The organism is Bradyrhizobium sp. Rc3b (assembly GCF_900114915.1).
In the GTDB taxonomy this organism is placed as follows: Bacteria; Pseudomonadota; Alphaproteobacteria; order Rhizobiales; family Xanthobacteraceae; genus Bradyrhizobium.
In genome coordinates this window covers 93,201-118,460 of sequence record NZ_FOUS01000015.1, presented here as the reverse complement: position 1 = coordinate 118,460, position 25,260 = coordinate 93,201, and the positions used below count along the sequence as shown (strand labels likewise).

General features: G+C 64.4%; 27 protein-coding genes. 11 read left to right on the top strand and 16 right to left on the bottom strand.

The annotated features are described in order from the left end of the window. Window positions 1-21: 21 nt before the first annotated feature. From BM190_RS30925 to sdhC, 5 genes are all read right to left on the bottom strand, one after another. Entirely contained in the window at window positions 22-2,220 is a 2,199-nt protein-coding gene (locus tag BM190_RS30925; protein ID WP_092261467.1) for a hybrid sensor histidine kinase/response regulator family protein, read from the bottom strand. Window positions 2,221-2,407: 187 nt separating this feature from the next. Further along, window positions 2,408-3,190, bottom strand: coding sequence for a succinate dehydrogenase iron-sulfur subunit (locus BM190_RS30920; protein ID WP_038972643.1), 783 nt, complete (start codon window positions 3,188-3,190; stop codon window positions 2,408-2,410). 24 nt (window positions 3,191-3,214) lie between these two features. Then, complete coding sequence (sdhA, locus tag BM190_RS30915; protein ID WP_018318930.1) at window positions 3,215-5,050, bottom strand: succinate dehydrogenase flavoprotein subunit; 1,836 nt, start codon at window positions 5,048-5,050, stop codon at window positions 3,215-3,217. 3 nt (window positions 5,051-5,053) lie between these two features. After that, complete coding sequence (sdhD, locus tag BM190_RS30910) at window positions 5,054-5,458, bottom strand: succinate dehydrogenase, hydrophobic membrane anchor protein (protein ID WP_018318929.1); 405 nt, start codon at window positions 5,456-5,458, stop codon at window positions 5,054-5,056. Further along, window positions 5,455-5,853: a succinate dehydrogenase, cytochrome b556 subunit gene (sdhC, locus tag BM190_RS30905; protein ID WP_018318928.1), complete on the bottom strand. Its 399-nt coding sequence runs from the start codon at window positions 5,851-5,853 to the stop codon at window positions 5,455-5,457. The genes sdhD and sdhC overlap by 4 nt, the downstream gene beginning before the upstream one ends. A 517-nt stretch (window positions 5,854-6,370) precedes the next feature. Between sdhC and BM190_RS30900 the strand changes: the two genes are divergently transcribed. Next, entirely contained in the window at window positions 6,371-7,231 is an 861-nt protein-coding gene (locus BM190_RS30900) for a sulfite exporter TauE/SafE family protein (protein WP_092261466.1), read from the top strand. Between the two features lie 184 nt (window positions 7,232-7,415). Here BM190_RS30900 and BM190_RS30895 read toward each other — a convergent pair whose 3' ends face one another. After that, entirely contained in the window at window positions 7,416-8,945 is a 1,530-nt protein-coding gene (locus BM190_RS30895; RefSeq protein ID WP_092261465.1) for a malonate--CoA ligase, read from the bottom strand. An 85-nt stretch (window positions 8,946-9,030) separates the two neighbouring features. Between BM190_RS30895 and BM190_RS30890 the strand changes: the two genes are divergently transcribed. The 4 genes from BM190_RS30890 to BM190_RS30875 all read left to right on the top strand — a co-directional run bounded on the left by BM190_RS30890 (window position 9,031) and on the right by BM190_RS30875 (window position 12,347). Continuing rightward, a complete protein-coding gene (locus BM190_RS30890) occupies window positions 9,031-9,792 on the top strand; it encodes an SDR family oxidoreductase (RefSeq protein ID WP_092261514.1) in 762 nt (253 codons plus the stop codon). Between the two features lie 335 nt (window positions 9,793-10,127). Then, window positions 10,128-10,682, top strand: coding sequence for a fasciclin domain-containing protein (locus BM190_RS30885; protein WP_028139268.1), 555 nt, complete (start codon window positions 10,128-10,130; stop codon window positions 10,680-10,682). Window positions 10,683-10,864: 182 nt separating this feature from the next. Beyond that, window positions 10,865-11,494 (top strand): cytochrome b/b6 domain-containing protein, encoded by a 630-nt coding sequence (locus BM190_RS30880; RefSeq protein WP_092261464.1) that lies wholly within the window; start codon window positions 10,865-10,867, stop codon window positions 11,492-11,494. Between the two features lie 70 nt (window positions 11,495-11,564). Continuing rightward, complete coding sequence (locus tag BM190_RS30875) at window positions 11,565-12,347, top strand: molybdopterin-dependent oxidoreductase (RefSeq protein ID WP_092261463.1); 783 nt, start codon at window positions 11,565-11,567, stop codon at window positions 12,345-12,347. Window positions 12,348-12,454: 107 nt separating this feature from the next. On the opposite strand, the gene BM190_RS30870 is transcribed toward BM190_RS30875, so the two are convergent. Next, window positions 12,455-13,672: a YbfB/YjiJ family MFS transporter gene (locus BM190_RS30870; RefSeq protein ID WP_092261462.1), complete on the bottom strand. Its 1,218-nt coding sequence runs from the start codon at window positions 13,670-13,672 to the stop codon at window positions 12,455-12,457. A 131-nt stretch (window positions 13,673-13,803) separates the two neighbouring features. Between BM190_RS30870 and leuB the strand changes: the two genes are divergently transcribed. Together leuB and BM190_RS30860 are read left to right on the top strand one after the other, a co-directional pair. Beyond that, on the top strand, window positions 13,804-14,916 hold the full coding sequence (gene leuB, locus BM190_RS30865) for a 3-isopropylmalate dehydrogenase (protein ID WP_018318921.1): 1,113 nt from the start codon (window positions 13,804-13,806) through the stop codon (window positions 14,914-14,916). 129 nt (window positions 14,917-15,045) lie between these two features. Further along, window positions 15,046-15,684: a DapH/DapD/GlmU-related protein gene (locus BM190_RS30860; protein ID WP_092261461.1), complete on the top strand. Its 639-nt coding sequence runs from the start codon at window positions 15,046-15,048 to the stop codon at window positions 15,682-15,684. Between the two features lie 185 nt (window positions 15,685-15,869). Here BM190_RS30860 and BM190_RS30855 read toward each other — a convergent pair whose 3' ends face one another. Together BM190_RS30855 and BM190_RS30850 are read right to left on the bottom strand one after the other, a co-directional pair. Next, window positions 15,870-16,256 carry a hypothetical protein gene (locus BM190_RS30855; RefSeq protein ID WP_177237395.1) on the bottom strand — a complete coding sequence of 129 codons (387 nt, stop codon included), beginning with the start codon at window positions 16,254-16,256 and terminating at the stop codon, window positions 15,870-15,872. A gap of 157 nt (window positions 16,257-16,413) precedes the next feature. Next, window positions 16,414-17,202, bottom strand: a complete 789-nt coding sequence (locus BM190_RS30850; RefSeq protein ID WP_092261459.1) for a hypothetical protein — start codon at window positions 17,200-17,202, stop codon at window positions 16,414-16,416. Between the two features lie 116 nt (window positions 17,203-17,318). Here BM190_RS30850 and BM190_RS30845 point away from each other — a divergent pair, with 116 nt between their 5' ends. Beyond that, window positions 17,319-18,353, top strand: a complete 1,035-nt coding sequence (locus BM190_RS30845; protein ID WP_092261458.1) for an aspartate-semialdehyde dehydrogenase — start codon at window positions 17,319-17,321, stop codon at window positions 18,351-18,353. A 117-nt stretch (window positions 18,354-18,470) separates the two neighbouring features. Here BM190_RS30845 and BM190_RS30840 read toward each other — a convergent pair whose 3' ends face one another. Continuing rightward, window positions 18,471-19,115 carry a carbonic anhydrase gene (locus tag BM190_RS30840; protein WP_018318917.1) on the bottom strand — a complete coding sequence of 215 codons (645 nt, stop codon included), beginning with the start codon at window positions 19,113-19,115 and terminating at the stop codon, window positions 18,471-18,473. Window positions 19,116-19,226: 111 nt separating this feature from the next. Here BM190_RS30840 and BM190_RS30835 point away from each other — a divergent pair, with 111 nt between their 5' ends. Then, window positions 19,227-20,108 (top strand): HpcH/HpaI aldolase/citrate lyase family protein, encoded by an 882-nt coding sequence (locus BM190_RS30835; RefSeq protein ID WP_092261457.1) that lies wholly within the window; start codon window positions 19,227-19,229, stop codon window positions 20,106-20,108. Window positions 20,109-20,112: 4 nt separating this feature from the next. Here the strand turns inward: BM190_RS30835 and BM190_RS30830 are convergent, their stop codons facing one another. The 5 genes from BM190_RS30830 to BM190_RS30810 all read right to left on the bottom strand — a co-directional run bounded on the left by BM190_RS30830 (window position 20,113) and on the right by BM190_RS30810 (window position 24,105). After that, entirely contained in the window at window positions 20,113-20,961 is an 849-nt protein-coding gene (locus BM190_RS30830) for a Crp/Fnr family transcriptional regulator (protein ID WP_244550776.1), read from the bottom strand. Between the two features lie 330 nt (window positions 20,962-21,291). Continuing rightward, entirely contained in the window at window positions 21,292-21,711 is a 420-nt protein-coding gene (locus BM190_RS30825) for a hypothetical protein (protein ID WP_091965007.1), read from the bottom strand. 227 nt (window positions 21,712-21,938) lie between these two features. Further along, on the bottom strand, window positions 21,939-22,724 hold the full coding sequence (locus BM190_RS30820; RefSeq protein WP_092261455.1) for a glycosyltransferase family 32 protein: 786 nt from the start codon (window positions 22,722-22,724) through the stop codon (window positions 21,939-21,941). A gap of 77 nt (window positions 22,725-22,801) precedes the next feature. Further along, window positions 22,802-23,407: a 3-isopropylmalate dehydratase small subunit gene (leuD, locus tag BM190_RS30815; protein ID WP_092261454.1), complete on the bottom strand. Its 606-nt coding sequence runs from the start codon at window positions 23,405-23,407 to the stop codon at window positions 22,802-22,804. 299 nt (window positions 23,408-23,706) lie between these two features. Beyond that, window positions 23,707-24,105, bottom strand: a complete 399-nt coding sequence (locus tag BM190_RS30810; RefSeq protein ID WP_092261453.1) for a metallopeptidase family protein — start codon at window positions 24,103-24,105, stop codon at window positions 23,707-23,709. Window positions 24,106-24,357: 252 nt separating this feature from the next. On the opposite strand from BM190_RS30810, the gene BM190_RS30805 reads away from it, so the two are divergent. Next, the gene (locus tag BM190_RS30805; RefSeq protein ID WP_177237400.1) at window positions 24,358-24,633 is read left to right on the top strand and encodes a hypothetical protein; all 276 of its coding nucleotides are present in this window, start codon (window positions 24,358-24,360) and stop codon (window positions 24,631-24,633) included. A 17-nt stretch (window positions 24,634-24,650) separates the two neighbouring features. After that, window positions 24,651-24,911: a hypothetical protein gene (locus BM190_RS30800; protein WP_177237394.1), complete on the top strand. Its 261-nt coding sequence runs from the start codon at window positions 24,651-24,653 to the stop codon at window positions 24,909-24,911. A gap of 4 nt (window positions 24,912-24,915) precedes the next feature. Here BM190_RS30800 and BM190_RS30795 read toward each other — a convergent pair whose 3' ends face one another. Next, on the bottom strand, window positions 24,916-25,215 hold the full coding sequence (locus tag BM190_RS30795) for a DUF1330 domain-containing protein (RefSeq protein WP_018318908.1): 300 nt from the start codon (window positions 25,213-25,215) through the stop codon (window positions 24,916-24,918). Between the last annotated feature and the right edge of the window lie 45 nt (window positions 25,216-25,260).

The following is a 25,260-nucleotide window of genomic DNA, read 5'->3' as shown; positions in this document are numbered from 1 at the left end:
CCTCAGGTTCCGCGTGGAGCCTCACTCGGCCGCGCCGTCCCGGACGCGCCGGATCCGGGCCGCCCGGTGGAGAACGCGCGACAATTCCTCGATCGAATAAGGCTTCTGCACGAGTTCGAAACCGGTCACGCCCTCTTGCGACAGGGCCTGGCTGTAGCCCGTGGTCAGCACGACCGGCACGTCGATGCCGCGGTCGCGGATCGCCTGTGCCAGATCGAGCCCGGTCATCCCAGGCATCACCACGTCCGTGAACACGACGTCGAAGCGATCCGCGTCCATGACGAGCTCGGCGAGCGCATCGGTGGCGTTGTCGACCAGCGTGATGCTGTAGCCGAGCTCGGTGAGGCCGTCGGCGGCAAAATTGGCCAGCTCGATATTGTCCTCGACCAGCAGCACCGACATGCCGCTGCCGGCCACCGCCGGCGCTGTGTTCGGCGCCTGCCGCTGCGGCAGCAGGTCCGGCGGCACGCGCGGCAGGTAGAGCGAGAAGGTGCTGCCGCGACCGACCTCGCTCGCAACCGTCACCTCGCCGCCGGATTGCCGGGCGAAGCCGAACACCTGGGACAGGCCGAGGCCGGTGCCATGGCCGACCTGCTTGGTGGTGAAGAACGGTTCGAAGATGCGCTCCAGTCGTGCGGCAGGAATGCCGATGCCGGTGTCGCTGACGGTCACGCTGATGAAGCCGCGGTTTGCCAAGTTCTGGTTTGCCAAGCTCTGGCTTCCCAAATTCTGGCTTACCAAGTTCTGGCTGCCTGGGACATGGGCCAGCGTGTCCGGAACGGTCGTCGCGGTCTCGACCGTGAAAACGATCCTGCCCTTGCCCTGCATGGCATCGCGCGCGTTGGTCGCCATGTTGATCAGCGCCGTCTCGAACTGGCCGGCATCGGCGTGGACGAGACAGGGCTCGGTGGGCAGGCGCATGGTGATCTCGATGGCCGGCCCCAGCAGCGGCGCCAGCATGTCGTGCAGCGCCTGCATCCGCTCGCCGACGTCGAACACTTCCGGCTTCAGAGTTTGACGCCGCGCAAAGGCGAGCAGCTGCGAGGTCAGCTTGGCCGCGCGCGCCACCGCGTCCGCAATGGCCGTGATGTAGCGCTGCCGCCGCTCCTCCGTCAGTTGCGGCCGGTTCAACAGGTCGACAGAGGCGCGGATCACGGTCAGCAGATTGTTGAAATCATGCGCGACGCCGCCGGTGAGCTGTCCGAGCGCCTCCAGGCGCTGGCTGTGCTTGAGCGCCTCCTCGGCCTCACGCCGCTTGGCGGCTTCGGCCTGAAGGTGCTGGGTGCGCCGCAACGCCAGCGCCAACAGCAGAAACAGGAGTGCGGTGGCGGGAATGCCGAACACCAGATGCTGGCCCATGGTGGCGAGCCAGCGCGCGCGGATCGCCGAGGTCTCGAGCCCGGCGCTGACATAGATCGGATACTCGGCGACGCGCCGATAGCCAATGCGGCGCTCGATCCCGTCCGACGGCCAGGCGACGGTGATGAGGCCGTGCGCGGGCCGCGTCGCGATTTCCCGGCCGACCGGTCCAGTCGGATCGAGCCGAAGGTCGCGCTCGAGCCGCGGGAACTGCGCGAGCAGCACGCCGTCGGCGCGGCCCATCGCGAAGAAGCTGCCGGCATCGGAGCCGATCCGCGCATAGAAACTCTCGAAATATTCGGGCAGGACGGAGGCCTGGATCACCCCGATGAAGCTGCCGTCGTCGGAGTCGCGGCGGCGGCTCATCCCGAAGAAGCGTGCGCCCTGATAGGGCGGACGGGGTGTCAGGGCCGTGCCGATGAAGCTGCCGATGGTCTGGTCGACATGAGCGTAAAAATAGTCGCGGTCTGCAAAGCGGAGCTCCGGCGGCGGCGAGGCGAGGCTGTTGACCTGCGCTCTTCCGTCCGCGTCGAAGATCCAGGCCGATTTGAGCTGCGGCAGCGAATCGGTCAGCCGCTTCAGGCGGCGGTGCAGCGCCGGCTCGCGCGCGCGGATGACGTCGTCGGGAAGGCCGCGCACGACCTCGTTGAGCTCGGCCAGGCTGCGATCGATGGTCTCGAACACCTTGAGCGCGTGCTCATGCACGACATCAAGCGTGCGCTCGATTTCCCGGTCGGCGATGTCCCTGGTCGAGGTGTAGGAGATCGCGGAGGTGATGATGAACAGCGCAACCGGCAGCGCCAGGGATGCCGCCATCATCCACTGCAACAGCCTCAGCGAATTGCGTTGCGCCCTCTGCACAGTCGCTCCGTCCCTGACGGGAGCTTAACTGAATCTCGCGCGAGGAAGGAAGCAACTTGTGCCGGAACCGCTGGTTGTGCGCCTGGAACTTACGCCCACCGCGGGTCGGAGAAAATTCTACTCGAATTGACTGCGATCTCGGAATGTCCCGGCCGGACTGGCCGGGACAGGAAGCATGAAGCCGCCTTTAGATCTGGCGCTCGACCATCTTGAGCTTGAGCTCGGCAATGGCTTCCGCCGGGTTCAGTCCCTTCGGGCAGGCCTTGGCACAATTCATGATGGTGTGGCAGCGGTAGAGGCGGAATGGATCCTCGAGATTGTCGAGCCGCTCGCCGGTCGCCTCGTCGCGCGAATCGGACACCCAGCGGTTGGCCTGGAGCAGAGCGGCGGGGCCGAGATAACGTTCGCTATTCCACCAATAGCTCGGGCACGAGGTCGAGCAGCAGGCGCACAGGATGCACTCGTAGAGGCCGTCGAGCTTCTCGCGATCCTCGTGGGTCTGGCGCCATTCCTTCTGCGGCGTCGGCGAGGTGGTCTTCAGCCAGGGCTCGACCGATGCGTACTGGGCGTAGAAATTGGTGAGGTCGGGGACGAGGTCCTTCACCACCGGCTGGTGCGGCAGCGGATTGATCTTCACCGCGCCGTCCTTCACGTCGTGCATCGAGCGGGTGCAGGCGAGCGTATTCTGGCCGTCGATGTTCATGGCGCAGGAGCCGCAGACGCCTTCGCGGCAGGAGCGGCGGAAGGTCAGCGACGGGTCGATGTGGTTCTTGATCCAGATCAGGCCGTCCAGCACCATCGGACCGCAATCATTGGTGTCGACGTAATAGGTGTCGACGCTCGGATTCTTGCCGTCGTCCGGATTCCAGCGATAGACGCGAAACTCGCGTGTCTCGGTCGCGCCCGCGGGCTTCGGCCAGGTCTTGCCGCCAGTGATCTTGGAGTTCTTCGGAAGTGCGAATTCAACCATCTCGATAAGGCCTTCGCTGTTCGCTCAGTACACACGCGCTTTCGGCGGGATGTACTGCACGTCGTTGGTCATGGTGTAGTCGTGAACCGGGCGGTACTCGATCTTGACCTTGCCGGCATCGTCCAGCCAGGCCAGCGTGTGCTTCATCCAGTTCTTGTCGTCGCGTTCGGAGAAATCCTCGCGCGCATGCGCGCCACGGCTCTCGGTGCGGTTGGCGGCCGAATTCATCGTCACCACCGCCTGCGAGATCAGATTGTCGAACTCGAGCGTCTCGACGAGGTCCGAATTCCACACCAGCGAGCGGTCGGACACGGCGATGTCGGTGATGCCGCTGTGGACCTTCTCGATCAGGTTCTGGCCCTCGCTGAGGACTTCGCCGGTGCGGAACACCGCGCAATTGCTCTGCATCACGTGCTGCATGCCTTCGCGCAGTTTTGCGGTCGGCGTGCCGCCGGAGGCGTAGCGGTAATGGTCGAGCCGGCCGAGCGCGAGCTCGGACGAGTTCGCCGGCAGCTCCGGCTGCTTGGCATTGGGCGTCAGCTTCTCGGCGAGGCGGAGCGCTGCGGCGCGGCCGAACACGACGAGGTCGATCAGCGAGTTGGAGCCGAGGCGGTTGGCGCCGTGCACGGAGACGCAGGCGGCTTCGCCGATCGCCATCAGGCCGGGGATGATGGCGTTGTCGTCGCCGTCCTTCTTGGTCAGGACTTCGCCGTGATAGTTGGTGGGGATGCCGCCCATGTTGTAGTGCACCGTCGGCACGATCGGGATCGGCTCGCGCGTCACGTCGACATTGGCGAAGATCTTTGCGGATTCCGAGATGCCCGGCAGCCGCTCGGCCAGCACCGCGGGATCGAGATGGTCCAGATGCAGGAAGATGTGGTCCTTCTTCTTGCCGACGCCGCGACCTTCGCGGATCTCGATGGTCATCGCGCGCGAGACGACGTCGCGCGAGGCGAGGTCCTTGGCCGAGGGCGCATAGCGCTCCATGAAGCGCTCGCCTTCCGAGTTGACGAGATAGCCGCCTTCGCCGCGGGCGCCTTCGGTGACGAGACAGCCCGAGCCGTAGATGCCGGTCGGGTGGAACTGCACGAACTCCATGTCCTGCATCGGCAGGCCGGCGCGCAGCACCATGCCGCCGCCGTCACCGGTGCAGGTGTGCGCCGAGGTACAGGAGGCATAGGCACGGCCGTAGCCGCCGGTCGCGAGGATCACGGTCTGGGCGCGGAAGCGGTGCAGCGTGCCGTCGTCGAGCTTGAGCGCGATGACGCCGCGGCAGGTGCCCTGGTCGTCCATGATCAGGTCGATGGCGAAGAACTCGATGAAGAACTCGGCAGCGTGGCGCAGCGACTGGCCGTACATCGTGTGCAGCATGGCGTGGCCGGTGCGGTCGGCGGCGGCGCAGGTGCGCTGCGCCTGGCCCTTGCCGTAGTCCATGGTCATGCCGCCGAACGGACGCTGATAGATCTTGCCGTCCTCGGTGCGCGAGAACGGAACGCCCCAATGCTCGAGCTCGTAGACCGCGTCGGGCGCGTTGCGCACCATGTATTCGATCGCGTCCTGATCGCCGAGCCAGTCCGACCCCTTCACGGTGTCGTACATGTGCCAGCGCCAGTCGTCCTTGTGCATGTTGCCGAGCGAGGCGGAGATGCCGCCCTGCGCCGCCACCGTGTGCGAGCGGGTCGGAAACACCTTGGTGATGCAGGCCGTGCGCAGGCCGGCTTCGCTGCAGCCGACCACGGCGCGCAGGCCCGCGCCGCCAGCGCCGACCACGACGACGTCATAGGTGTGGTCTTCGATCGGATAGGCTTTGCCGTTGGTGGCGGGAGCGCCGTTGCCCGTGCCATTCGTTGTGGTGGCCATGGGTTACACTCCGGAGGACAGTTTCAGGATCGCGTAGGTCGAGGCGAGCGCCACGGCGACCGAGAAGAAATTGTTGAGCATGATCGAGACGAGCTTCAGCTTCTCGTTATGGACGTAGTCCTCGATCACCACCTGCATGCCGATCTTCATGTGCCAGGCGCTGGCGAAGATGAAGAGGAGCAGGATCACCGCGACGGGAATGGAGCTCAGGGTCTGCGCAGCGTAGACCTGATTGCGGCCGAGCAGCATCACGATGATCACCAGCGCCGGGATCATCAGCAGCGTCATGGCGACGCCGGTGATGCGCTGGCGCCAGAAATCGGACGTGCCGGAATGCGCGGCGCCGAGATTGCGGACGCGGCCGAGCGGGGTGCGCAGGCTGCGCTTCGGCGTATCGGATGCGCTCATCGTCCACCTCCGTTCGCATAGGCGATGATCCAGATCAGCACCGTCAGCGCGATGCCGCCGATCAGGGCGCCCCAGGTCAGCGCTTCCCGCTCATTGGCCTTGAAGCCGTAGCCGAGGTCCCACACGAAATGCCGGATGCCGCTGAGCATATGGTGCATCAGTGCCCAGGTGTAGCCGAACACGATCAGCCGCCCGATGATGCTGCCGGCGAAGGCCTGGACGTGCGCGTAAGCGGCCGGGCCGGAAGCCGCGGCAACCAGCCACCAGACCAGCAGCAGGGTTCCGAAATAGAGGGCAATACCGGTGGCGCGATGGATGATGGACAGAGCCATCGTCAGCGTCCAGCGGTAGACTTGCATGTGCGGCGAGAGGGGTCGTTCGATCCGTGCGGTCATGGGCTTTGATGTTTTATGGCGGCCCAGCAGGGGGCGCGCGGGGATCGGAAAGGTCGGCTCTATTTACGGAGTCGATTTGGCCTGCGCAATCTCCAAATTGCCATAAATCGAACCATGGTTCAGCTCTAGAGCCTTGATGAAACAAGGCCAATCAGGGGCTTGGTATACCAGGACATCGGTCCGCCAACAAAATTAAGAACATAGATTCACTACTTCGCAGCCTGTGCGAGGCGCATTGAAATCACTATTGGAACGCCTCTAACCCACCGTCCGCTGCTCGCCGCTCGCGCCAATCGGTCCGTGTCGGCCGTAGCCGCCCCGCCAGAGCCAAGGCGACTCGTCCCGCCGTACGCTGGGCCCGTTTCGCTGGGACCGCGGATATGCGCAGCCCGCATTCCACCCCAGCCGACACGTCCGGTGCGTCGACCACGCAACCCGGATCGCCTAAAGCTGGGACCGCAGCCGTCTCCGGCTGACGTCGGGAGAGGTTGCGACCAGTCGCCGGGGCAGGTCTGGGGTGATTGCAGGACTTGATATCAAGGACATCGTCGAGCTCGCGCTGCTGCTGATCGCAACCGGCGCGCTTTCGGGATTTTTGGCCGGCGTGTTCGGCATCGGCGGGGGCGCGATTCTCGTGCCGGTGTTCTACGAATGCTTTCGCATCGCCGGCGTGCCGCTGCAGGTGCGCATGCCGCTCTGCATCGGCACCTCGCTCGCGGTAATCATCCCGACCTCGATCCGTTCGTTCCAGGCGCATTACAAGCGCGGCGCCGTCGATATGGCCATCTTGCGGGTGTGGTGGCTGCCGATCGTGATGGGCGTGGTCGCTGGCAGCGTGGTCGCGCGCTATGCGCCGGAGCGGCTGTTCAAGATCGTGTTCGTCTGTGTCGCCTGGTCGGCGGCGGCACGCCTCATCTTCGCGCGCGAAGGCTGGAAGTTGGGCGACGATCTGCCGAAGGGTCCCTTGATGCGCGTCTACGGCTTTTGCGTCGGTATTCTTTCGACGCTGATGGGCATCGGCGGCGGCCTGTTCTCGAACCTGCTGATGACCTTCTACAGCCGTCCAATCCATCAGGCGGTGGCGACGTCATCCGCACTCGCTGTGCTGATCTCGATCCCCGGCGCACTCGGCTACATCTATGCGGGCTGGCCTGCGGCGGCGAACTATCCGGCCGTCGCAGCCCTGCAGATCCCGTTCGCGCTCGGTTACGTCTCGCTGATCGGCGCCGTGCTGGTGATGCCGATGAGCCTCGTCACCGCGCCGCTAGGCGTGAGAGCCGCGCATGCGATGTCGAAGCGGTCGCTGGAAGTCGCGTTCGGATGTTATCTGTTGATCGTCGGCAGCCGGTTCGTGATGAGTCTGGTCGGCGGACTGTGAGTGGCGTGCGCCATAACGCTTACCACACACTCCGCTGTCATCGCCCGACTTGATCGGGCGATCCAGTATTCCAGAGACGGCGGTGCTTGCCTCGAAAGGCTGCGGCGTACTGGATACCCCGGTCAAGCCGGGCATGATAGCGCGTTTTGTGGATGCTCCTCGTCGCAACCTGCGACGAGTCCCCTCACTTCTTCGCGTAGATATCCTTGTACGTATCCCGCAGGATATTCTTCTGCACCTTGCCCATGGTGTTTCGCGGCAGCTCGTCGACGACGAAGACGCGTTTGGGCATCTTGAACTTCGCAAGCCGCCCGTCGAGCGCCTTCAGTACCGAGGCCTCGCTCACGTCCGCGCCCTTGTTGCAGACCAGAACCGCCGTGACGCCCTCGCCGAAATCGGCGTGCGGCACGCCGATCACAGCGGATTCGATCACGCCCGGCATGGCGTCAATCTCGCTCTCGATCTCTTTCGGATAGACGTTGAAGCCGCCGGAGATCACGAGATCCTTGCCGCGGCCGAGGATGTGGACGTAGCCCTTGGTGTCGATCTTGCCGAGATCGCCGGTGATGAAGAAGCCGTCGTCGCGGAATTCGGACTTAGTCTTCTCCGGCATGCGCCAATAGCCCTTGAAGACGTTCGGGCCCTTGACCTCGATCATGCCGATCTCCTCGTGCGGCAGCTCCTTGCCCGTCTCGGGCTCGGTGACGCGCACGGAGACGCCGGGGAGGGGGAAGCCGACCGCGCCGGGCACGCGCTCGCCGTCATAGGGGTTCGACGTGTTCATGTTGGTCTCGGTCATGCCGTAGCGTTCGAGCACGGCGTGCCCCGTGCGCGCCGACCATTCGCGATGGGTCTCCGCCAGCAGCGGCGCCGAGCCCGAGATGAACAGCCGCATATGCTTGGTCGTCTCCTTCGACAGCGCAGGGTTCTGGAGCAAGCGCGTATAGAAGGTCGGCACGCCCATCAGCACCGTGGCGCGCGCCATCAGCTTGATCATCAAATCCGGATCGAGCTTCGGCAGGAAGATCATCGACGCCCGCGCGAACAGCGTCACGTTGGTCGCCACGAACAGGCCGTGGGTATGATAGATCGGCAGTGCGTGGATCAGCACGTCCTTGTCGGTGAAGCGCCAATAGCCGACGAGCGAGAGCGAGTTCGACGCCAGATTATCATGCGTTAGCATCGCGCCCTTGGAGCGCCCCGTGGTGCCCGAGGTGTAGAGGATGGCGGCGAGATCGTCGTTCGCCCGCGCGACGGTCGTGAATTCGCTGCCGGCCTTGTCGGCGGCTTCCGTCAGCGAGCCCTTGCCGTCAGCTCCGAGCGTCTCGATCTTGGCCTTTACCTTGGCGGCGATCGGGGCGAGGCCCTCCGCCTTGGAGGGATCGCAGACCACCAGCGACGGCTCGGCGTCGCCGATGAAGTAGTCAAGCTCGTTCAGCGTATAGGCGGTGTTGAGCGGAAGGTAGACCGCGCCGGCCCTGACAGTGCCGAGATACAGCACGATATTGGCGACGGATTTCTCGACCTGCACCGCAACGCGGTCGCCCGGCTTCACGCCGCGCGCGACCAGCACATTTGCCATCTGCCCGGCCCGCGCGATCAACTCGCCATAGCTGATATGGCCGCCGTCATGCGTCTCGATCGCGAGGCGCTTCGGATCGTCCAGGCCGTCGAACAGGCGGGAGAACAAATTGGCGTTGGCAGCTGGGTTCATGCAACATTCCTCGCCGGCGAAGGCCGGTCAAACCGAGGGCTGGATTAGCAAAAACCGCCCCAATGAAGCAACGGAGACAGTTTGCATGACAAAAGGTGGGAAACGCGTGGCCTGGGTCACGGGCGGAGGCAGCGGGATCGGCGAGGCCGGCGCCGAGGCGCTGGCGGCCGACGGTTGGACGGTGGTGGTGTCGGGCCGGCGGAAGGACGCCCTGGATACCGTGGTTGCCAAAATCGCCAAGACGGGCGGGGCGGCCGAGGCCATCGCGCTGGACGTGGCCAACGCTGCGGAAGCCCAGAAAGCCGCCGATCAGATCGTCGCCAGGCACGGCCGCATCGACCTCCTGGTCAACAATGCCGGCATCAATGTTCCCAAGCGCAGCTGGAAGGACATGGAACTGGAGGGCTGGGACAGACTGGTCCAGGTCAATCTTAACGGCGTGCTCTATTGCATGCGCGCGGTGCTGCCGACGATGCGCAAGCAGCAGGACGGCGCGATCATCAACGTCTCGTCCTGGGCCGGCCGCCACGTCTCGAAGATGCCGGGGCCGGCCTACACCACGACCAAGCATGCGGTGCTGGCGCTGACCCATTCCTTCAACATGGACGAATGCGTCAACGGCCTGCGCGCCTGCTGTCTGATGCCGGGCGAGGTAGCGACGCCGATCCTCAAGCTGCGCCCGGTGGTGCCGAGCGAGGACGAGCAGGCGAAGATGCTGCAATCCGAAGATCTCGGCCGCACCATCGCGTTCATCGCCTCGATGCCGCCGCGCGTCTGCATCAACGAGGTGCTGATCAGCCCGACGCATAATCGCGGATTCATTCAGACGCCGAACAACAGGGATTAGTGCGGGCACAACTACTGCAACGGGCGCACTGTCGTAGGGTGGGCAAAGGCGCAAAGCGCCGTGCCCACCACCTCTCTCCATTTGCGGTTGGTGGGCACGCTGCGCTTTGCCCACCCTACGGCACCGCCCGCTTGGCGCGTGTTCGCATCACACGGACACGCCGCTCCATAGTTTCACGCATCACAAAGAATTTTTCTCCGAAACCGCAACCCGAACCCTCCCGTAGTTCGGTCCAACGACGGCGCTGCTGCTTCACGCCAATAGGTCGCAGTCGCCGTTGTTGCCCCAACCCAACACCGGCCATCGCCGGTACCAATTCAATCGGGAGACTTTCCATGTCGAAGCGCATTGCCTATCTCGCCGCCGCCGCCTTCAGCGCCCTGGCCATCACCGCGACCGTCGTCGCGCCTGTCCGCGCAGAGGAGAAGACCGTCATGGTCGGCGGCGCCGCGATGTTCCCGTCCAAGAACATCGTCCAGAACGCGGTCAATTCGAAGGACCACACCACGCTGGTCGCGGCGGTGAAGGCGGCCGGCCTGGTGCCGACGCTGGAAGGCAAGGGTCCGTTCACGGTGTTCGCGCCGACCAACGCCGCCTTCGGCAAGCTGCCGGCCGGCACCGTCGACAATCTGGTCAAGCCCGAGAACAAGGCGACGCTGACCAAGATCCTCACCTACCATGTCGTGCCCGGCAAGCTCGAGGCCTCCGACCTCACCGAGGGCAAGAAGCTGAAGACCGCCGAAGGCGAGGAACTGACGGTCAAGAAGATGGACGGCAAGACCTGGATCGTCGATGCCAAGGGCGGCACCTCGATGGTCACGATCTCCAACGTCAACCAGTCCAACGGCGTGATCCATGTGGTCGACACCGTGCTGATGCCGGCGACGTAACACCACGCGATCCTGTTTCTTCCCCGAGCAGGATGCGACGAAACGGCGAGCCGGGGGCACCCGGCTCGCTTTATTGTGACCGCCATAGCCCGACGCTATCGATTCGATGGCGGACAGGGCGTAACGAAAGCGGGCGCATCGGCGTATAATCGGTGTCACACGACGTTCAGGACGGAACCATCATGTCGAGCCTCACAGTCACCGACGAGCAGGTCAGCGCCGCCCCGGCCAAGGTGATCCAGCCGGCCTGGGTCCGCATCATGCACTGGGTCAATGCGCTGGCCATGATCCTGATGATCCTGTCGGGCTGGCAGATCTACAACGCCTCGCCGCTGTTCGGCTTCAGTTTTCCGCGCGAGTACACGCTCGGCGGCTGGCTCGGCGGCGGCCTGCTCTGGCATTTTGCTGCGATGTGGCTGTTGATGATCAACGGCCTCGCCTATCTCGTCACGGGCTTCGCCACCGGCCGCTTCCGCAAGAAGCTGTTGCCGATCACACCGTCGGGCGTGCTCCACGACGTCAGGGCCGCGCTGACCTTCAAGCTCGGCCATGACGACCTCACCGTCTACAATTACGTGCAGCGCCTGCTCTATGCGGGCATCATCGTGGTCGGCGTGCTGATCGTGCTCACGGGCTTAGGGATGTGGAAGCCGGTGCAGCTCTATTATCTCGTCGCCCTGTTCGGCGACTACCCGACCGCGCGCTACATCCATTTCTTCTGCATGGTCGCGATCTGCGCGTTCCTCGTCGTTCACGTCCTGCTCGCGCTGCTCGTGCCGAAGAGCCTGCGCGCCATGATCATCGGTCGCTAGAGCATGATCCGGAAAAGTGTAAAGCGGTTTTCCGACAAGATCATGCTCAATATAGATATGTGAGGAGAGCATGGCCAAGCGTTCATTCCTGATCCCCGGCGTCGACAAGCGGCTCCTGATCAAGGACTCCATCAAGACGATGCCCGACGTCAGCCGCCGCCGCTTCATCGCGGGCGGCGCCAGCCTGGGCGCGCTGACGCTGCTCACCGGCTGCGATGTGATCGACTCGTCCTCGGCGGAGGAGATGCTGAAGCAGGTCTCGAAATTCAACGACGCGGTGCAAGCCTTCATCTTCAATCCCGACGCGCTGGCGCCGACTTTTCCCGAGAGCGCGATCACGAAGCCGTTTCCGTTCAATGCCTATTACGATCTCGACGACGCACCCGACGTCGCTGGCGCCGACTGGAAGCTCGAGGTTCGCGGTCTGGTCGACAACAAGAAGTCCTGGACGCTGGATGAGCTCTACAAGCTGCCGCAAGTCACGCAAATCACCCGCCACATCTGCGTCGAGGGCTGGAGCGCGATCGGCAGCTGGACCGGCACGCCCTTGCGCGATTTCCTCAAGCTGATCGGCGCCGACACGCGCGCCAAATACGTCTGGTTCCAGTGCGCCGACAAGGACGGCTACAATTCGCCGCTCGACATGCGCAGCGCGCTGCATCCGCAGACCCAGATGACGTTCAAATACGCGAATGAAATCCTGCCGCGCGCCTATGGTTTTCCCATGAAGATCCGCGTGCCGACAAAACTCGGCTTCAAGAACCCGAAATACGTGGTCTCGATGGAAGTCACCAACGACTACAAGGGCGGCTATTGGGAAGACCAGGGGTATAATTCGTTTAGCGGGAGCTGATCGTCGTTCCGGCGAAGCTGCCGTAGGGTGGGCAAAGCGAAGCGTGCCCACCATTCCATCCATCATGAATAAAACCGTGGGCACGGCGCTACGCGCCTTTGCCCACCCTACGGCGCCGATTCCTTGGCTGGCCCCACCTTCCGCTGACATAGCGACGCGACCGCCCCCAGCGCCAGCAGCGCCGCCGATACGTTGAGCGCGTAGCTCAAGCTCCCCAGCGCGTCCGTGATGGCGCCGACCACGATCGGCCCCAGCGTTTGCCCGACGCCGAACGAAATCGTCATCGCCGCGATCGCGGTCGGCCACATCGCCGGCGGATAGTTGAAGCGCACGAAGGCGGTGGTCGAGCCGACCACGGCGAAGAAGGCGACGCCGAACACCACGGCGGAGACCGCGAGCCAGGCCGGCGAATGCCCGAGCATCGGCAGGGCCGCGCCGAGCGCGTTGGTGCCGAGGATGATGGCGGTGGCCAATCCGCCGCGGTCGAGCGCCAGCACGCCGCGCCAGGCCCAGGGTGTGACGAAGGCGGACAGGCCGATCAGGCCCCAGAACGCCGCTTGCGCCGCGGCCCCGCCGCCGCCGTCGCGTACATAGGCGATCATGAAGGTCATGTAGGCGATGTAGCCCGCGCCGAACAGGAAATAGCCCGCCAGGTAGATCAGCACGGGACGAATCGCGAAGGCGGCGTGGCTGCCTTCGGAGAAACGGGCGCCGCTCTCGATGCGGATCAGGAACAGCGGCACGGTCATCGCGGCCGAGAGCAGTGTCAGCGCCCACCACACCATCCACCACGAGCCCGGCCCGAAATATTGCAGCGTGAACGGCGCGATCAGCCCCGAGGACAGAATGCCGATGCCGGGCCCGGCGTAGAACAGGCTGAGCAGGAAATTGGCCCGCTCCGGGCGCGACTGGGCGATGGTCGCAGCGAGCGCGCCGCCGGCGACGAAGCCCGCCGCGGCTCCGAGACCGAGTACGAGGCGCGCCAGGCTCAGCGCGACGAAATTCCCCGTCAGCGCGCAAATGGCGAGCGCGGCGACGCAGGCCACAGTTCCGCCGCGGATCGCGGCTGCCCAGCCGACGCGCTGGATCAGGCGCGACGCCACCAGCGCGCCGACGAGATAGCCGACGGCGTTGATGGTGTTCATGAATCCGGCCGCCGAGTAAGACCAGCCGAGGGCCTCCCGCATGTCGGGCAGCACCAGCGCATAGGCAAAGCGGCCGATGCCGAGCCCGACCGTCGCCGCCAGCGACAGGGTCAGGATCAGCCGCGCGGGATGCGCGTAGGGCGGGTGGCGGTCTTTAGTAAAGCAGTCTTGGGCGTGCAAGGGGTTCTCCGGCCCACCCAGTGTGGCAGGCCCCGTCCGCCTTGCACAGCCGCACCCCGGCAATGGTGTCTTGCCAAGCGCGCAACGCCGCTCTAGCACTCCGGCCGAAATCGATCTCAGAGGAAACGACCATGGCGACCCACAAATTGCTGCTGCTTCCCGGCGACGGTATCGGCCCCGAGGTGATGGGCGAGGTGAAGCGGCTGATCGACTGGCTCAATTCGGCCGGGATCGCCAAGTTCGAGACGGATACCGGCCTCGTCGGCGGCTCCGCCTATGACGCGCACAAGGTGTCGATCTCCGAGGGCGACATGGCCAAGGCGCTTGCGGCCGACGCCATCATCTTCGGCGCGGTCGGCGGTCCGAAGTGGGACGCGGTGCCCTATGAGGTGCGCCCCGAAGCCGGTCTGCTGCGTCTGCGCAAGGATCTGGCCTTGTTCGCCAACCTCCGTCCCGCGGTGTGCTACCCGGCGCTGGCCGATGCATCGAGCCTGAAGCGCGAGGCCGTCGAAGGCCTCGACATCGTCATCGTGCGCGAGCTCACCGGCGGCGTCTATTTCGGCGAGCCCAAGACCATCACCGACCTCGGCAATGGCCAGAAGCGCGCCGTCGATACCCAGGTCTACGACACCTATGAGATCGAGCGCATCGGCCGCGTCGCCTTCGAGCTTGCCAGGAAGCGCAAGAACAAAGTGACGTCGATGGAAAAGCGCAACGTCATGAAATCGGGCGTGCTCTGGAACGAGGTCATGACCCAGGTCCACAAGCGCGAATACCCTGATGTCACGCTCGAGCACCAGCTCGCCGATTCCGGCGGCATGATGCTGGTGAAATGGCCGAAGCAGTTCGACGTCATCGTCACCGACAATCTGTTCGGCGACATGCTGTCCGACATCGCGGCGATGCTGACGGGATCGCTCGGCATGCTGCCCTCGGCCTCGCTCGGCGAGGTCGACGTCAAGACCAAGAAGCGCAAGGCGCTGTACGAGCCCGTGCACGGCTCGGCGCCTGATATCGCAGGCCAGGGCCTCGCCAATCCCATCGCGATGATCTCGTCGTTCGGCATGGCGCTGCGCTATTCCTTCGACATGGGCGCGCTCGCCGACAAGGTCGACGCCGCGATCGCCGCGGTGCTCGCCAGCGGCCTGCGCACCGCCGACATCAAGTCGGAAGGCACCACGGCCGCCTCGACCACGCAGATGGGCGAAGCGATCCTGAAGGAACTGCAGAAGCTGCACGCGTAAGCGGGCGCAGCTCTGGTAGGGTGGGCAAAGCGAAGCGTGCCCACGTTCTGAGTGCGCTTAGAAAGATGGTGGGCACGGCGCTTTCAGCGCCGTTGCCCACCCTACGGCACCTGCTCTCGGAGCTGATTCATGGATGCTTCACCCCGCCCCAAGATCGCGGAAACCATCATCCATGACACGGTGCGCCAGCGCGAGGCGCAGATTGGCCGCCGCTGCGAGGTCCTTTCCAACACCCGCATCGAATATGCCTCGCTCGGCGACTACTCCTATCTCGGCGAGAACTGCGAGGTCGCCGACGCCGCCATCGGAAAGTTCACGGCCATCGCCAATTCGGTGCGGATCGGTGCGCCCAATCATCCGATGGGCCGGCCGTCGCAGCATCGCTTCACCTATTGCCCTGAATATTACGAGGCGGGCGTGACGCGCGACCTCGACTTCTTCGCGGACCGCCGCGGCGACCGGGTGATTGTCGGCAATGATGTCTGGATCGGGCACGCCGCCATCCTGCTGCCCGGCGTGAACGTTGGTGACGGCGCGGTGATCGCTGCGGGCGCGGTGGTCAGCCGCGATGTCGAGCCCTACACGATCGTCGGCGGCGTTCCCGCGCGTCCGATCCGCAAGCGCTTTCCTGATTCCGTTGCGGACAGCCTGCGCCGCATCGCCTGGTGGGATTGGCCGGATGAGCTCATCTTCGAGCGCCTCGCCGATTTCCGCTCCGAAGCGATCGAGGAGTTTTGCAGGCGCTATGATCCGGCTGCGAACGCGTGAGGCGCACGCATCTCACCCAAGCAACAGGAATCGTAGGGTGGGCAAAGCGAAGCGTGCCCACGCATTTTTCGTGACCGAGAGAGATCGTGGGCACGGCGCTTTCAGCGCCTTTGCCCACCCTACGCACCTTCCAAAACAAAAAGGCCGGGCGAAAGCCCGGCCTTTTGATTCGGATCGCCGTCCGCTCAGTACAGCGGGAAATTCTGCGGATAGCCGCCGACGTCCTGCGGCGGCGAAAGCGGCTGGCGGTCGATCGGGCGGTTGAGATTCTCGCGGGCGAAGGACGGATATCCGACCGCCGGCGGGAAGGCGTAGTCGGAGAACTTGCGGTCGCCCGGATTGACCTCGGTGCCGCCGTCGAGCCAGGAGCGCTTGCTCACATAGATGCGGGTGCGGCCCTGCTGGTAGACGGCGTTGGGTCCGCTCGGGCCGTAATAGTGCCGGCCACGCTCGTCATAGCGCTTGGTCTTGGTGTCGGCCGAGGCCGGCGTCGCCACAATGGCAGAGGACATGGCAATCACGGCGCCCGCTGCAAGCAAGGTCGCCAATTTGGCAGAGAATTTCGAGCTCATCACGTCCCCTTCAGGCGGCAGGCCGCCAGTCGATTTCACCCCCATACTAGCCCGGCCGGGGTGAGTGCAACTAGGTCTATTGGGTCACACCAGCTCGGAATAATCGTGCGCGCCGGCAAAAGTTGCATCAATACCAGCCACTTGACCTTGATGCCGGTCAAAGCGCCCCGCGCAATTGCGCGTTGGCCGCGCCCAGCAGCCAGTCCGGCGAGCCCGCGAGGTCGCAACCACGGCGCTTCAGCTCGGCATGGGCGAACAATTCCGCCAGCTTCGGCTCGTTGCCGGAGGTCAACAGCGTCAGCCGGTTCAGCGTGCAGGCGATCGCCGCGCGCCGGGCGGGCAGGGTATCGCCCTGGCAGGAGAAGCCGGAGATCTGCAAGGCCGGCTCCTCGTTGCGCTTGAGGTAGCCGAGGCAGGCCGGCGTCCCCTTGTCCGTGCCGATCGGCCGGAACAGTGCGACGGGGCCGAATTTCGTCTCGATCAGGCCGGCTTGCTCGAGCGGGGTCGCCGCCCCGAGGCCCATCTGGACGGCGAGGTCCATCGCGACAGGACGGGTCACATCGAATTCGCCACCTTCCCGATAGATTTCGAGCTCGGCCACCGGCTGGTCCGCCGCGCTCGCCCAGCGCATCACGTCTTTGCGGCCGCCTTCGGGATGCCGAAGGATGGTGTAAGAGGCTGTTTTCTCTGATGAATCGATCCGGCTCAGGGCGAAGGCCGGGTGCGAGCGATCGGCCGTGCTCCAGCCCGGCTTGTCTGCGGGATCATCGCCGCGTAGCTCGGGGAGCTGGCCGAGCGCCGCGAGGGCGAGGATGGCAAACAGCGCGAGCGCCCCCACATAGGCGACCAGATGCGCCAGCGTGCCGACGACCTCGTCGGCGATAGCCAAGAGAGTCAGGTGGATCTGGGTAGGGCTAACGGCCGTGCTGGCCTCAGGCGAGTGCATCCACGTCCCTAAGGCATGGTCCAACGTTGTCTTGAGGCCGGTTCTCGCATAGAAGCGCTGCTCTTCCCGTTTAAGCGTCAGCTTCGGGAACGGGCTTTTTCATCGGAGAGTGAACGATGGGTTACAAAGTCGCAGTCGTCGGCGCGACCGGCAATGTCGGACGGGAAATGCTCAACATTCTCGACGAGCGCAAATTCCCCGCGGACGAGGTCGTGGCGCTGGCGTCACGCCGCAGCGTCGGCGTCGAGGTCTCCTATGGCGACCGCACCCTGAAGTGCAAGGCGCTCGAGCATTACGACTTCTCCGACGTCGACATCTGCCTGATGTCGGCCGGCGGCGAGGTATCGAAGGAATGGTCGCCGAAGATCGGCGCCGCCGGCGCCGTCGTGATCGACAACTCGTCGGCCTGGCGCATGGATCCGGACGTGCCGCTGATCGTGCCGGAGGTGAACGCAGGCGCGACCGAAGGCTTCAAGAAGAAGAACATCATCGCCAACCCGAACTGCTCGACCGCGCAGCTCGTGGTCGCGCTCAAGCCCTTGCACGAGAAGGCGACCATCAAGCGCGTCGTGGTCTCGACCTATCAATCGGTGTCGGGCGCCGGCAAGGACGGGATGGACGAGCTGTTCTCGCAGACCAAGGCCGTCTACACCAATGACGAGCTGGTCGCGAAGAAATTCCCCAAGCGCATCGCCTTCAACGTCATCCCCCACATCGACGTCTTCATGGAGGACGGCTACACCAAGGAAGAGTGGAAGATGATGGCGGAGACCAAGAAGATTCTTGATCCCAAGATCAAGCTCTCCGCCACCTGCGTGCGCGTGCCGGTGTTCGTCGGCCACTCCGAGGCCGTCAACATCGAGTTCGAGAATCCGATCAGTGCGGATGAGGCGCGCGACATCCTGCGCAGGGCGCCCGGCTGTCTCGTCATCGACAAGCAGGAGCCCGGCGGCTACGCGACGCCCTATGAAGCGGCCGGCGAGGACGCGACTTACATCAGCCGCATCCGCGAGGACGCGACGGTTGAGAACGGCCTCGTGCTGTGGTGCGTGTCCGACAACCTCCGCAAGGGCGCCGCGCTCAACGCGATCCAGATCGCGGAAGTGCTGATCAACCGCAAGCTGATCAGCGCGAAGAAGCAGGCGGCGTAAGGCACGTCAACGCTGCCGTAGGGTGGGCAAAGGCGCAAAGCGCCGTGCCCACCATTCTTTCCGATTGCGACAGATGGTGGGCACGCTTCGCTTTGCCCACCCTACGAGAGCGGTGGCCTACGCCACGCCCCGCGCGTTCTTGAATTCCTTCGCAACCTTGTCCAGCACGAACAGCGATCCCTCCGCGACGCCGAAATAGGCGCCGTGGGTCTGCATCTGGCCGCTGTCGACTGCCTTCTGCACGAATGGGAACGTCATCAGGTTTTCCAGGCTGCGGAACACCGCGGCCTTCTCGATGCGCTCGACGAATTGCGCCATGCTCTCATGGTCGCGTTGCTCGACCACTTCACCCGGCTTGATGAACATCTGCATCCATTTGCCGATGAAGTCGCCGGGCGTGAGCGGCTCGATCTTGTCGACGAAGGCGCGGATGCCGCCGCATTGGGCGTGGCCGAGCACCACGATGTGCTTCACCTTCAGCACCGTCACCGCATATTCCAGCGCGGCCGAGACGCCATGCGCGTTGCCGTCGGGCTGATACACGGGCACCAGATTGGCGATGTTGCGGACCACGAACAATTCGCCCGGGCCGACGTCGAAGATCACTTCCGGCGAGACGCGGCTGTCGCAGCAGCCAATCACCATCACTTCCGGCGATTGCCCCTTCACCGACAGGTCGCGGTAGCGGGTCTGCTCGGTCGGCAGCCGCTGGGTGGCGAAGGCCCTGTAGCCTTCCAGCAAATGCTCTGGGAATGTCATCATACCTATGCCTAATCATAGACCGCAGGGGCGAACAAGCCTTTCGAATAGGCAGGCCAGGTGCTATCGGCTTCGATCAAGAGCCCGCTTGAGGAAACCGGAAGGAACGCTCGCATGACCCGCCCGCGCCGCAGCCATCTGTTCATGCCCGGCTCCAACCCCCGTGCGCTGGAAAAGGCGCGCAATCTCGCCGCCGACGGCCTGATCCTGGATCTGGAAGATTCCGTCGCGCCGGATGCCAAAGCGGTGGCCCGTGATGGGATCGCCGCCGCGATCGCAGCCAAGGGCTTTGGCAAGCGCGAGATCCTGATCCGGACCAACGGTCTCGACACGCCCTGGTGGGCCGACGATCTCGCCATGGCCGCCAAGGCCTCGCCCGACGGCATCCTGGTTCCAAAAGTTTCAAGTGTCGAAGATCTGGATACGATCGGCCTCCGTCTTACCGAGCTTGGCGCGGCGCCGACGGTGAAGGTCTGGGCCATGATCGAGACCGCGCGCGCCGTGCTGCACGCGGAGGAGCTGGCCGAGGCGGGGCGCGATCGATCGCGGCGTCTCTCCGGCTTTGTGTTCGGCCCGAACGACATCTCACGCGAAACGCGCATCAAGATGCTGCCCGGCCGCGCCGCGATGATCCCGATGATCACGCACTGCATCCTCGCGACGCGCGCCCACGGCCTCGAAATCCTCGACGGCCCCTACAGCGACATCGCCAATTCCGATGGATTCGCCACCGAATGCGCGCAGGGCCGCGATCTCGGCTTCGACGGCAAGACGCTGATCCATCCCTCGCAGATCGATGCCTGCAACGCGATCTTCACGCCGCCCGAGGAGGAGGTCGCGCGCGCGCGAAAAATCATCGCGGCGTTCGAGCTGCCGGAGAACGTCTCGCGCGGCGCGATCCGGTTGGATGGTGCGATGGTGGAGCGGCTGCACGCCGACATGGCACAGCGCACGATCGCAATCGCGGATGCTATTGCCGCGATGAGCAAGGGCTGAAGCGTCAACTCGAATAAGCGATACCCGCTTTTCCGCGACAAACCGCCATCTTCTGTTCGCCAAGAGCAGAGGACGGCGCGGCCAATTCCTCGCAATACATCCGATCGATGTTGCGCTGCATGAGCCTATAACAATCGCATGCGACCTTCTCGAGCCGCGCCCGATCGATCTCTACAAACCCGCGCCCGTCGGACGGGACCGCGCCGGCCTCGCGTAGCTTGCTCATCGTCAGGGTTACTGTCGTCCGTCGCACCCCAAGCAGTTGCGCAAGCGCCTCTTGCGTCACCGGAAGCCGGTCGTCGGGCACGCGGTCGTGAAGCTGCAGGAGCCACCGCGCCATGCGGCCATCCACCCGGTGCAGCGCGTTGCAAGCGGCTACGTGCTGGAGCTGCAATAACACCGCGCGGGCGTGGACCTGCACGACGTTCCTGATGGCTGTGCTTTGCGCAAAGGCGGCGCGAAATTTGGCGGCGGAAATCAGCGATGCTGTGCCGGCTATGCGAGTAACCGCGGTCACGGATGAAAGCGACGGGCCGAGCACGGAGAACGAGGCCAAAGCGCCTTCCCGTCCCATCAAGGTGGTTGCGACAGTTTGCCCGTCCGGCATATCGAGCATGAAGGCGATTGCGCCGCTATGGGGAAAATAAACCGGGTCGAGCTCATCGCCCGACCGCACCAGGACGGCATCGGGTTCGAACGAGACCTTCTGGAAGTAGGGCGTGAGCAAGCCGAGATCCGCCGGCGGCAACGCCGCCAGCAGCCGATTCCCGATGCCCGCGCGGTGGACGGTCACGATGCTTTCTTGTGAACGAGCACCCAATGAACGACGGGATCGATCTACTTCATTTGCCATGATTATCCGAAATACGAATTGCCCGAAGCGAAACTATCCAAACAGAGCCATTCGTCGAGATCAAGCACGGATAATTGCGGTGGCCTCGCCGGCATCCTCCTCGCGAAAACGGAATCTTGCATACATCATACTATTCGCGATCTTTTGCCGCTCGGCGAGGTGCACCACGTGCTGATCGACCAGTGATGGTTGCGCGCGAGTTTAACCCTGACCCGGCGCGGATCTCTGGGGAGATCTGCCATACCCCGCTATCAGCGGCACAGCAGACATCCTTCCGCCGATCCAAGGTAGGGATTGATGAGTGTGCGGCGAGCGAATCTCCTGCGCCGCTCACCGCGGCGCGACATCGGCGCGATCGAGCGATTCCAGCGTCGCGGCGTTGCCGCAGTAGCCGTGATAGTTCTCCGCGGCAGTGCCGTCGGCCAGATCGCGGTCGCATTGTCCCTTGTTATTGCAGAGCGAGCAGACCCGCTCCATGTCGCGGAGAAGGAGCGGCTGTGCGCGGCCGAGGCCTTCGGCGCTGATGCCGAGTTGCTGCAGCATCATTGGCAGCTCGTCGGCAGAATGCTTGCCGTGGCGGACCAGTTCCTCGAGATCGTCAGGCGCGATCCTCAAGTCGCTCGCGATCCGGTCGAAATCGGCGCGATCGAGCTGCCGCATCTCGTTCAACTCGCGGCGATGCTTCAGCCAGCTCGCAAAGGAGTCGATGAGGTCCTGGACGATGGGATATGGCCTGCTTGCGGTGCTCATGGAAAGCTCCCTTCGGACAGCGGAATTGGAGCGAATTAAGCACAATGATGCAGAGGCGCGTTGCGCTGGATCAAACTGGATCGAGCGGGGAAAATTGCTCTCGTGCCCCGGACGCGGCGCAGCGCTTCTTCAGCGGTGCGTTGCAGAGCCGGGGCCCACAGGTAGCTGGGTCCCGGCTCTGCGGGGCAGCGTTGCACGCTGCACCGCGTCCGGGACACGCGAGAGGGCTACGAAAACCGCTCCGCCGCCCAGGCGTACAGGCTGCCCGGAATCGGCTTTTCGCCGCCGCGCCCCTTGGGCGAGATGTGCAGGCCGATGATCTCGGGGTTGGTGACGAGGCCGAGATAGCTCGAGGGATCGAAGAACAGTTTTGGTTCCGCATGCACGGCATAGAACGATTGCTTCGGCAGCGCGTTTTGCAACTCACCGGTGCGGCGCGCGAGCGCGGTGAGTGCCGCGGGGCCGAAGATCGCGACGCGGATATCGGAGAGGCGGTTCGAGCCGCCGCGCAGGCGGCGCATCATGAAGGTGATTCGATGGCGGACCGACAGCCAGTTCGGCGTCAGCTCCTCCTGCTCCATCAGTTCCTCGAAGGCGGCAACGATGCCGTGCCCGGGCGGCAGGTAGATCACGGAATTGCCGAGCTGGCGTGGCCGCTCCCAGGCGAAGTAGGGCTTTGCCGGATCGATCTCGACCGGCTTCAAGAGCAGCACATCGGCATCGAGCCAGAGGCCGAGATTCTTCGCCATCAGCTTCATGCGGAAGAAATCGCTGAACTGCAGCGTGGTCCAGTCGCGCCAGCTTCCATCCGGTTGCGGTGGCCGCAAGCGTTCGGAGAACGCATGCGGCAGGATCGCTTCGGCATCCGCGTTGGCGACGCCGGCGGGCAGGCCGGGAATGGTGTCGAAGCTGTAGACCGTGACCTTGTGGCCGGCCGCCAGCTGCGAGCGCAGACAGGTCTGGCGCAGGGCGTCCATCGGGCCGTGCCAGAAGGTGACGATGTCGGGCAGCATGCGCGGAAGCTATAATATTCAGGACAAAGAAAAAGCCCCGGCGCTGACAGCACCGGGGCTCGAATGAAATCCTACGATCAGGCCCAGGCGCGTTCGCGCTTGAGCTTGTCCTCATAGGTGTCGATCGAGGACTTCTTCTCCATCGTCAGGCCGATGTCGTCGAGGCCGTTGATCAGGCAGTGCTTGCGGAACGGATCGATCTCGAACTTGACCTTGCCGCCGTCGGGGCCGCGGATCTCCTGGTTCGGCAGGTCGATCGTCAGCGTCGCGTTGGCGCCGCGCTCGGCATCGTCGAACAGCTTGTCGAGGTCTTCCTGGCTGACGCGGATCGGCAGAATGCCGTTCTTGAAGCAGTTGTTGTAGAAGATGTCGCCGAACGAGGTCGAGATCACGCAGCGGATGCCGAAGTCGAGCAGCGCCCAGGGCGCATGCTCGCGGCTCGATCCGCAGCCGAAATTGTCGCCGGCGACCAGCACCTTGGCATTGCGATAGGCGGACTGGTTGAGGACGAAGTCCGGATTCTCGCTGCCGTCATCCTTGTAGCGCTGCTCGGAGAAGAGTCCCTTGCCAAGGCCGGTGCGCTTGATGGTCTTGAGGTACTGCTTCGGAATGATCATGTCGGTGTCGACATTGATGATCTTCAGCGGCGCCGCGACGCCTTCCAGCGTGGTGAACTTGTCCATGGTTGCGCTTTCCCGGGGTGGTTCAGGGAAGGCGTGTTTATCGTGTCCGGGGCCTGAATCCTAGGCCGAATTCGGCAGGTCTCGTCTGCTTGGCTGGTTTGAGGCAGAGCTGGTGCGGCGTCGGGACTTCACCTCTCCCGCTTGCGGGGAGGTCGACGCGCGAAGCGCGGCGGGTGGGGGCTCTCGCCTCTAGGGGACTGTCCCGCTGCGGAGAGACCCTCTCCCCAGCCCTCTCAGCGCGAGGGAAGCTCGTCGCGGCCCGCAAGCGGGGGAGGGGGCTCATCTCACGCCGGCGCCTCCTACTCCGCCTTAGCCTCAATCGCCGCCATATCGTCGTCCGACAGGCCAAAATGGTGGCCAATCTCGTGGATCAGGACGTGGCGGACGATATGGCCAAGGCTCTCGTCGTGCTCGGCCCAGTAATCCAGGATCGGCCGGCGGTAGAGCCAGACCATGTTGGGCAGCCGCGCCACGTCGCCAAGGCTCTGCTGCGGTAGGCCGACGCCCTGGAACAGGCCGAGCAGGTCGAACTCGCTCTCGCATTCCATCTCGTCCAGGACCTCCTCGGTCGGGAAGTCGTCGACGCGGAGGATCACGCCCTCGCACAGGCTACGAAATTCCGCCGGCAGGCGCTCGAAGATGTCGTGTGCCGTCGCTTCCATCTCGGCCAGCGAGGGCGCTTTCAATTCCGTCCACATGGGGTTGTTCTAAAGCGTTTTCGAGCGAAGTGGATACCGGTTCGCGTGAAGAAAACGCGTCAAAGTAAGAATCTGGAGCCGGTTTCAATTCCATTGAAACGGGCTCCAGCGCGGGTTTCCCGCTGATGCATCCCGCTTTATAAAGCGCGGCGAGGTTGACGGGCGCCGCCAAAACAGGGAGCGTGGGCCTCGAACGGGACGTTTCAGGTGGGCGGAAAAATGCGAGCGAAAACAGCGCTGACGCTACTGTGCATGGGGTTGTTTTCGCCATTTTGCGTTGGCGCCGAGGCCCAGACCGCCGGCTCCGAGATTCGCCTCGCCCAGGCAGCCCCGCCTGATGCCCCGCCGCCACGCAAGCGACCGCCGCGTTTGCGAGTCACGCCCTATTACAGCCCTGACGGCGTCTATCCGCGCTACAATCCGGGTCCCAATGCGGTCCGCGAATGCAACGCGACCTATGTGCAGGAATTCCGGCCCAGCGGCACGGTGATCGTGCCGCGCATGAGCTGCTACTGGCGCCCCGGCTGATGCCCCAAGGGATCGTCATGGCGAGATGGTTTGCATTGGCCGTCGCCATCGCGCTTGCCGTCGGCCTGCCCGGCGCGTCCGCGGCGCCAAGGACGACGGTGCCGGAGGCCTCGGCCGGGATCGCGGTTTTCGATGTGCGGCGACCCGCGCGGACCCAACATATTGCGCGCCCCGTCGTGCGCCATGATCCCCGCTATTACGCGCGGCCGGTCCACTACCGTCCTTATCCCTACGGCGTGCCCGCGCCCTTCGTGTTCGGCTACGGGCCGTTCTGGTGACGTCCTAGCCGGCGGGCGCAAATCCCTTGACCAGTAACACGGTCGCCTGCGCGCCCGCCTTGCGGTCGCGCGAAATCTCCTCGTAGTCGGGTGAGTTCGAGAAGGCGAGGAAGGCGGCCTCGTCCGGAAACGACATCATGACCAGCTTGTCGTGCGGCCACGCCCCTTCGAGCACGCGCGGTCGCTCATCGGCAGCGAGCAGGCGCCCATTGTACTTCTTGAACACATCGAAGAACCGCGCCTGATAGCGATCGTAGGCTGCGCGGTCGGTCATCTTCAATTGTGCAATCGCGTAGACGGTCATCTCAAGACTTCCTTCCCGTAGCGGCACAGCGCCGCAGCGAGGCGC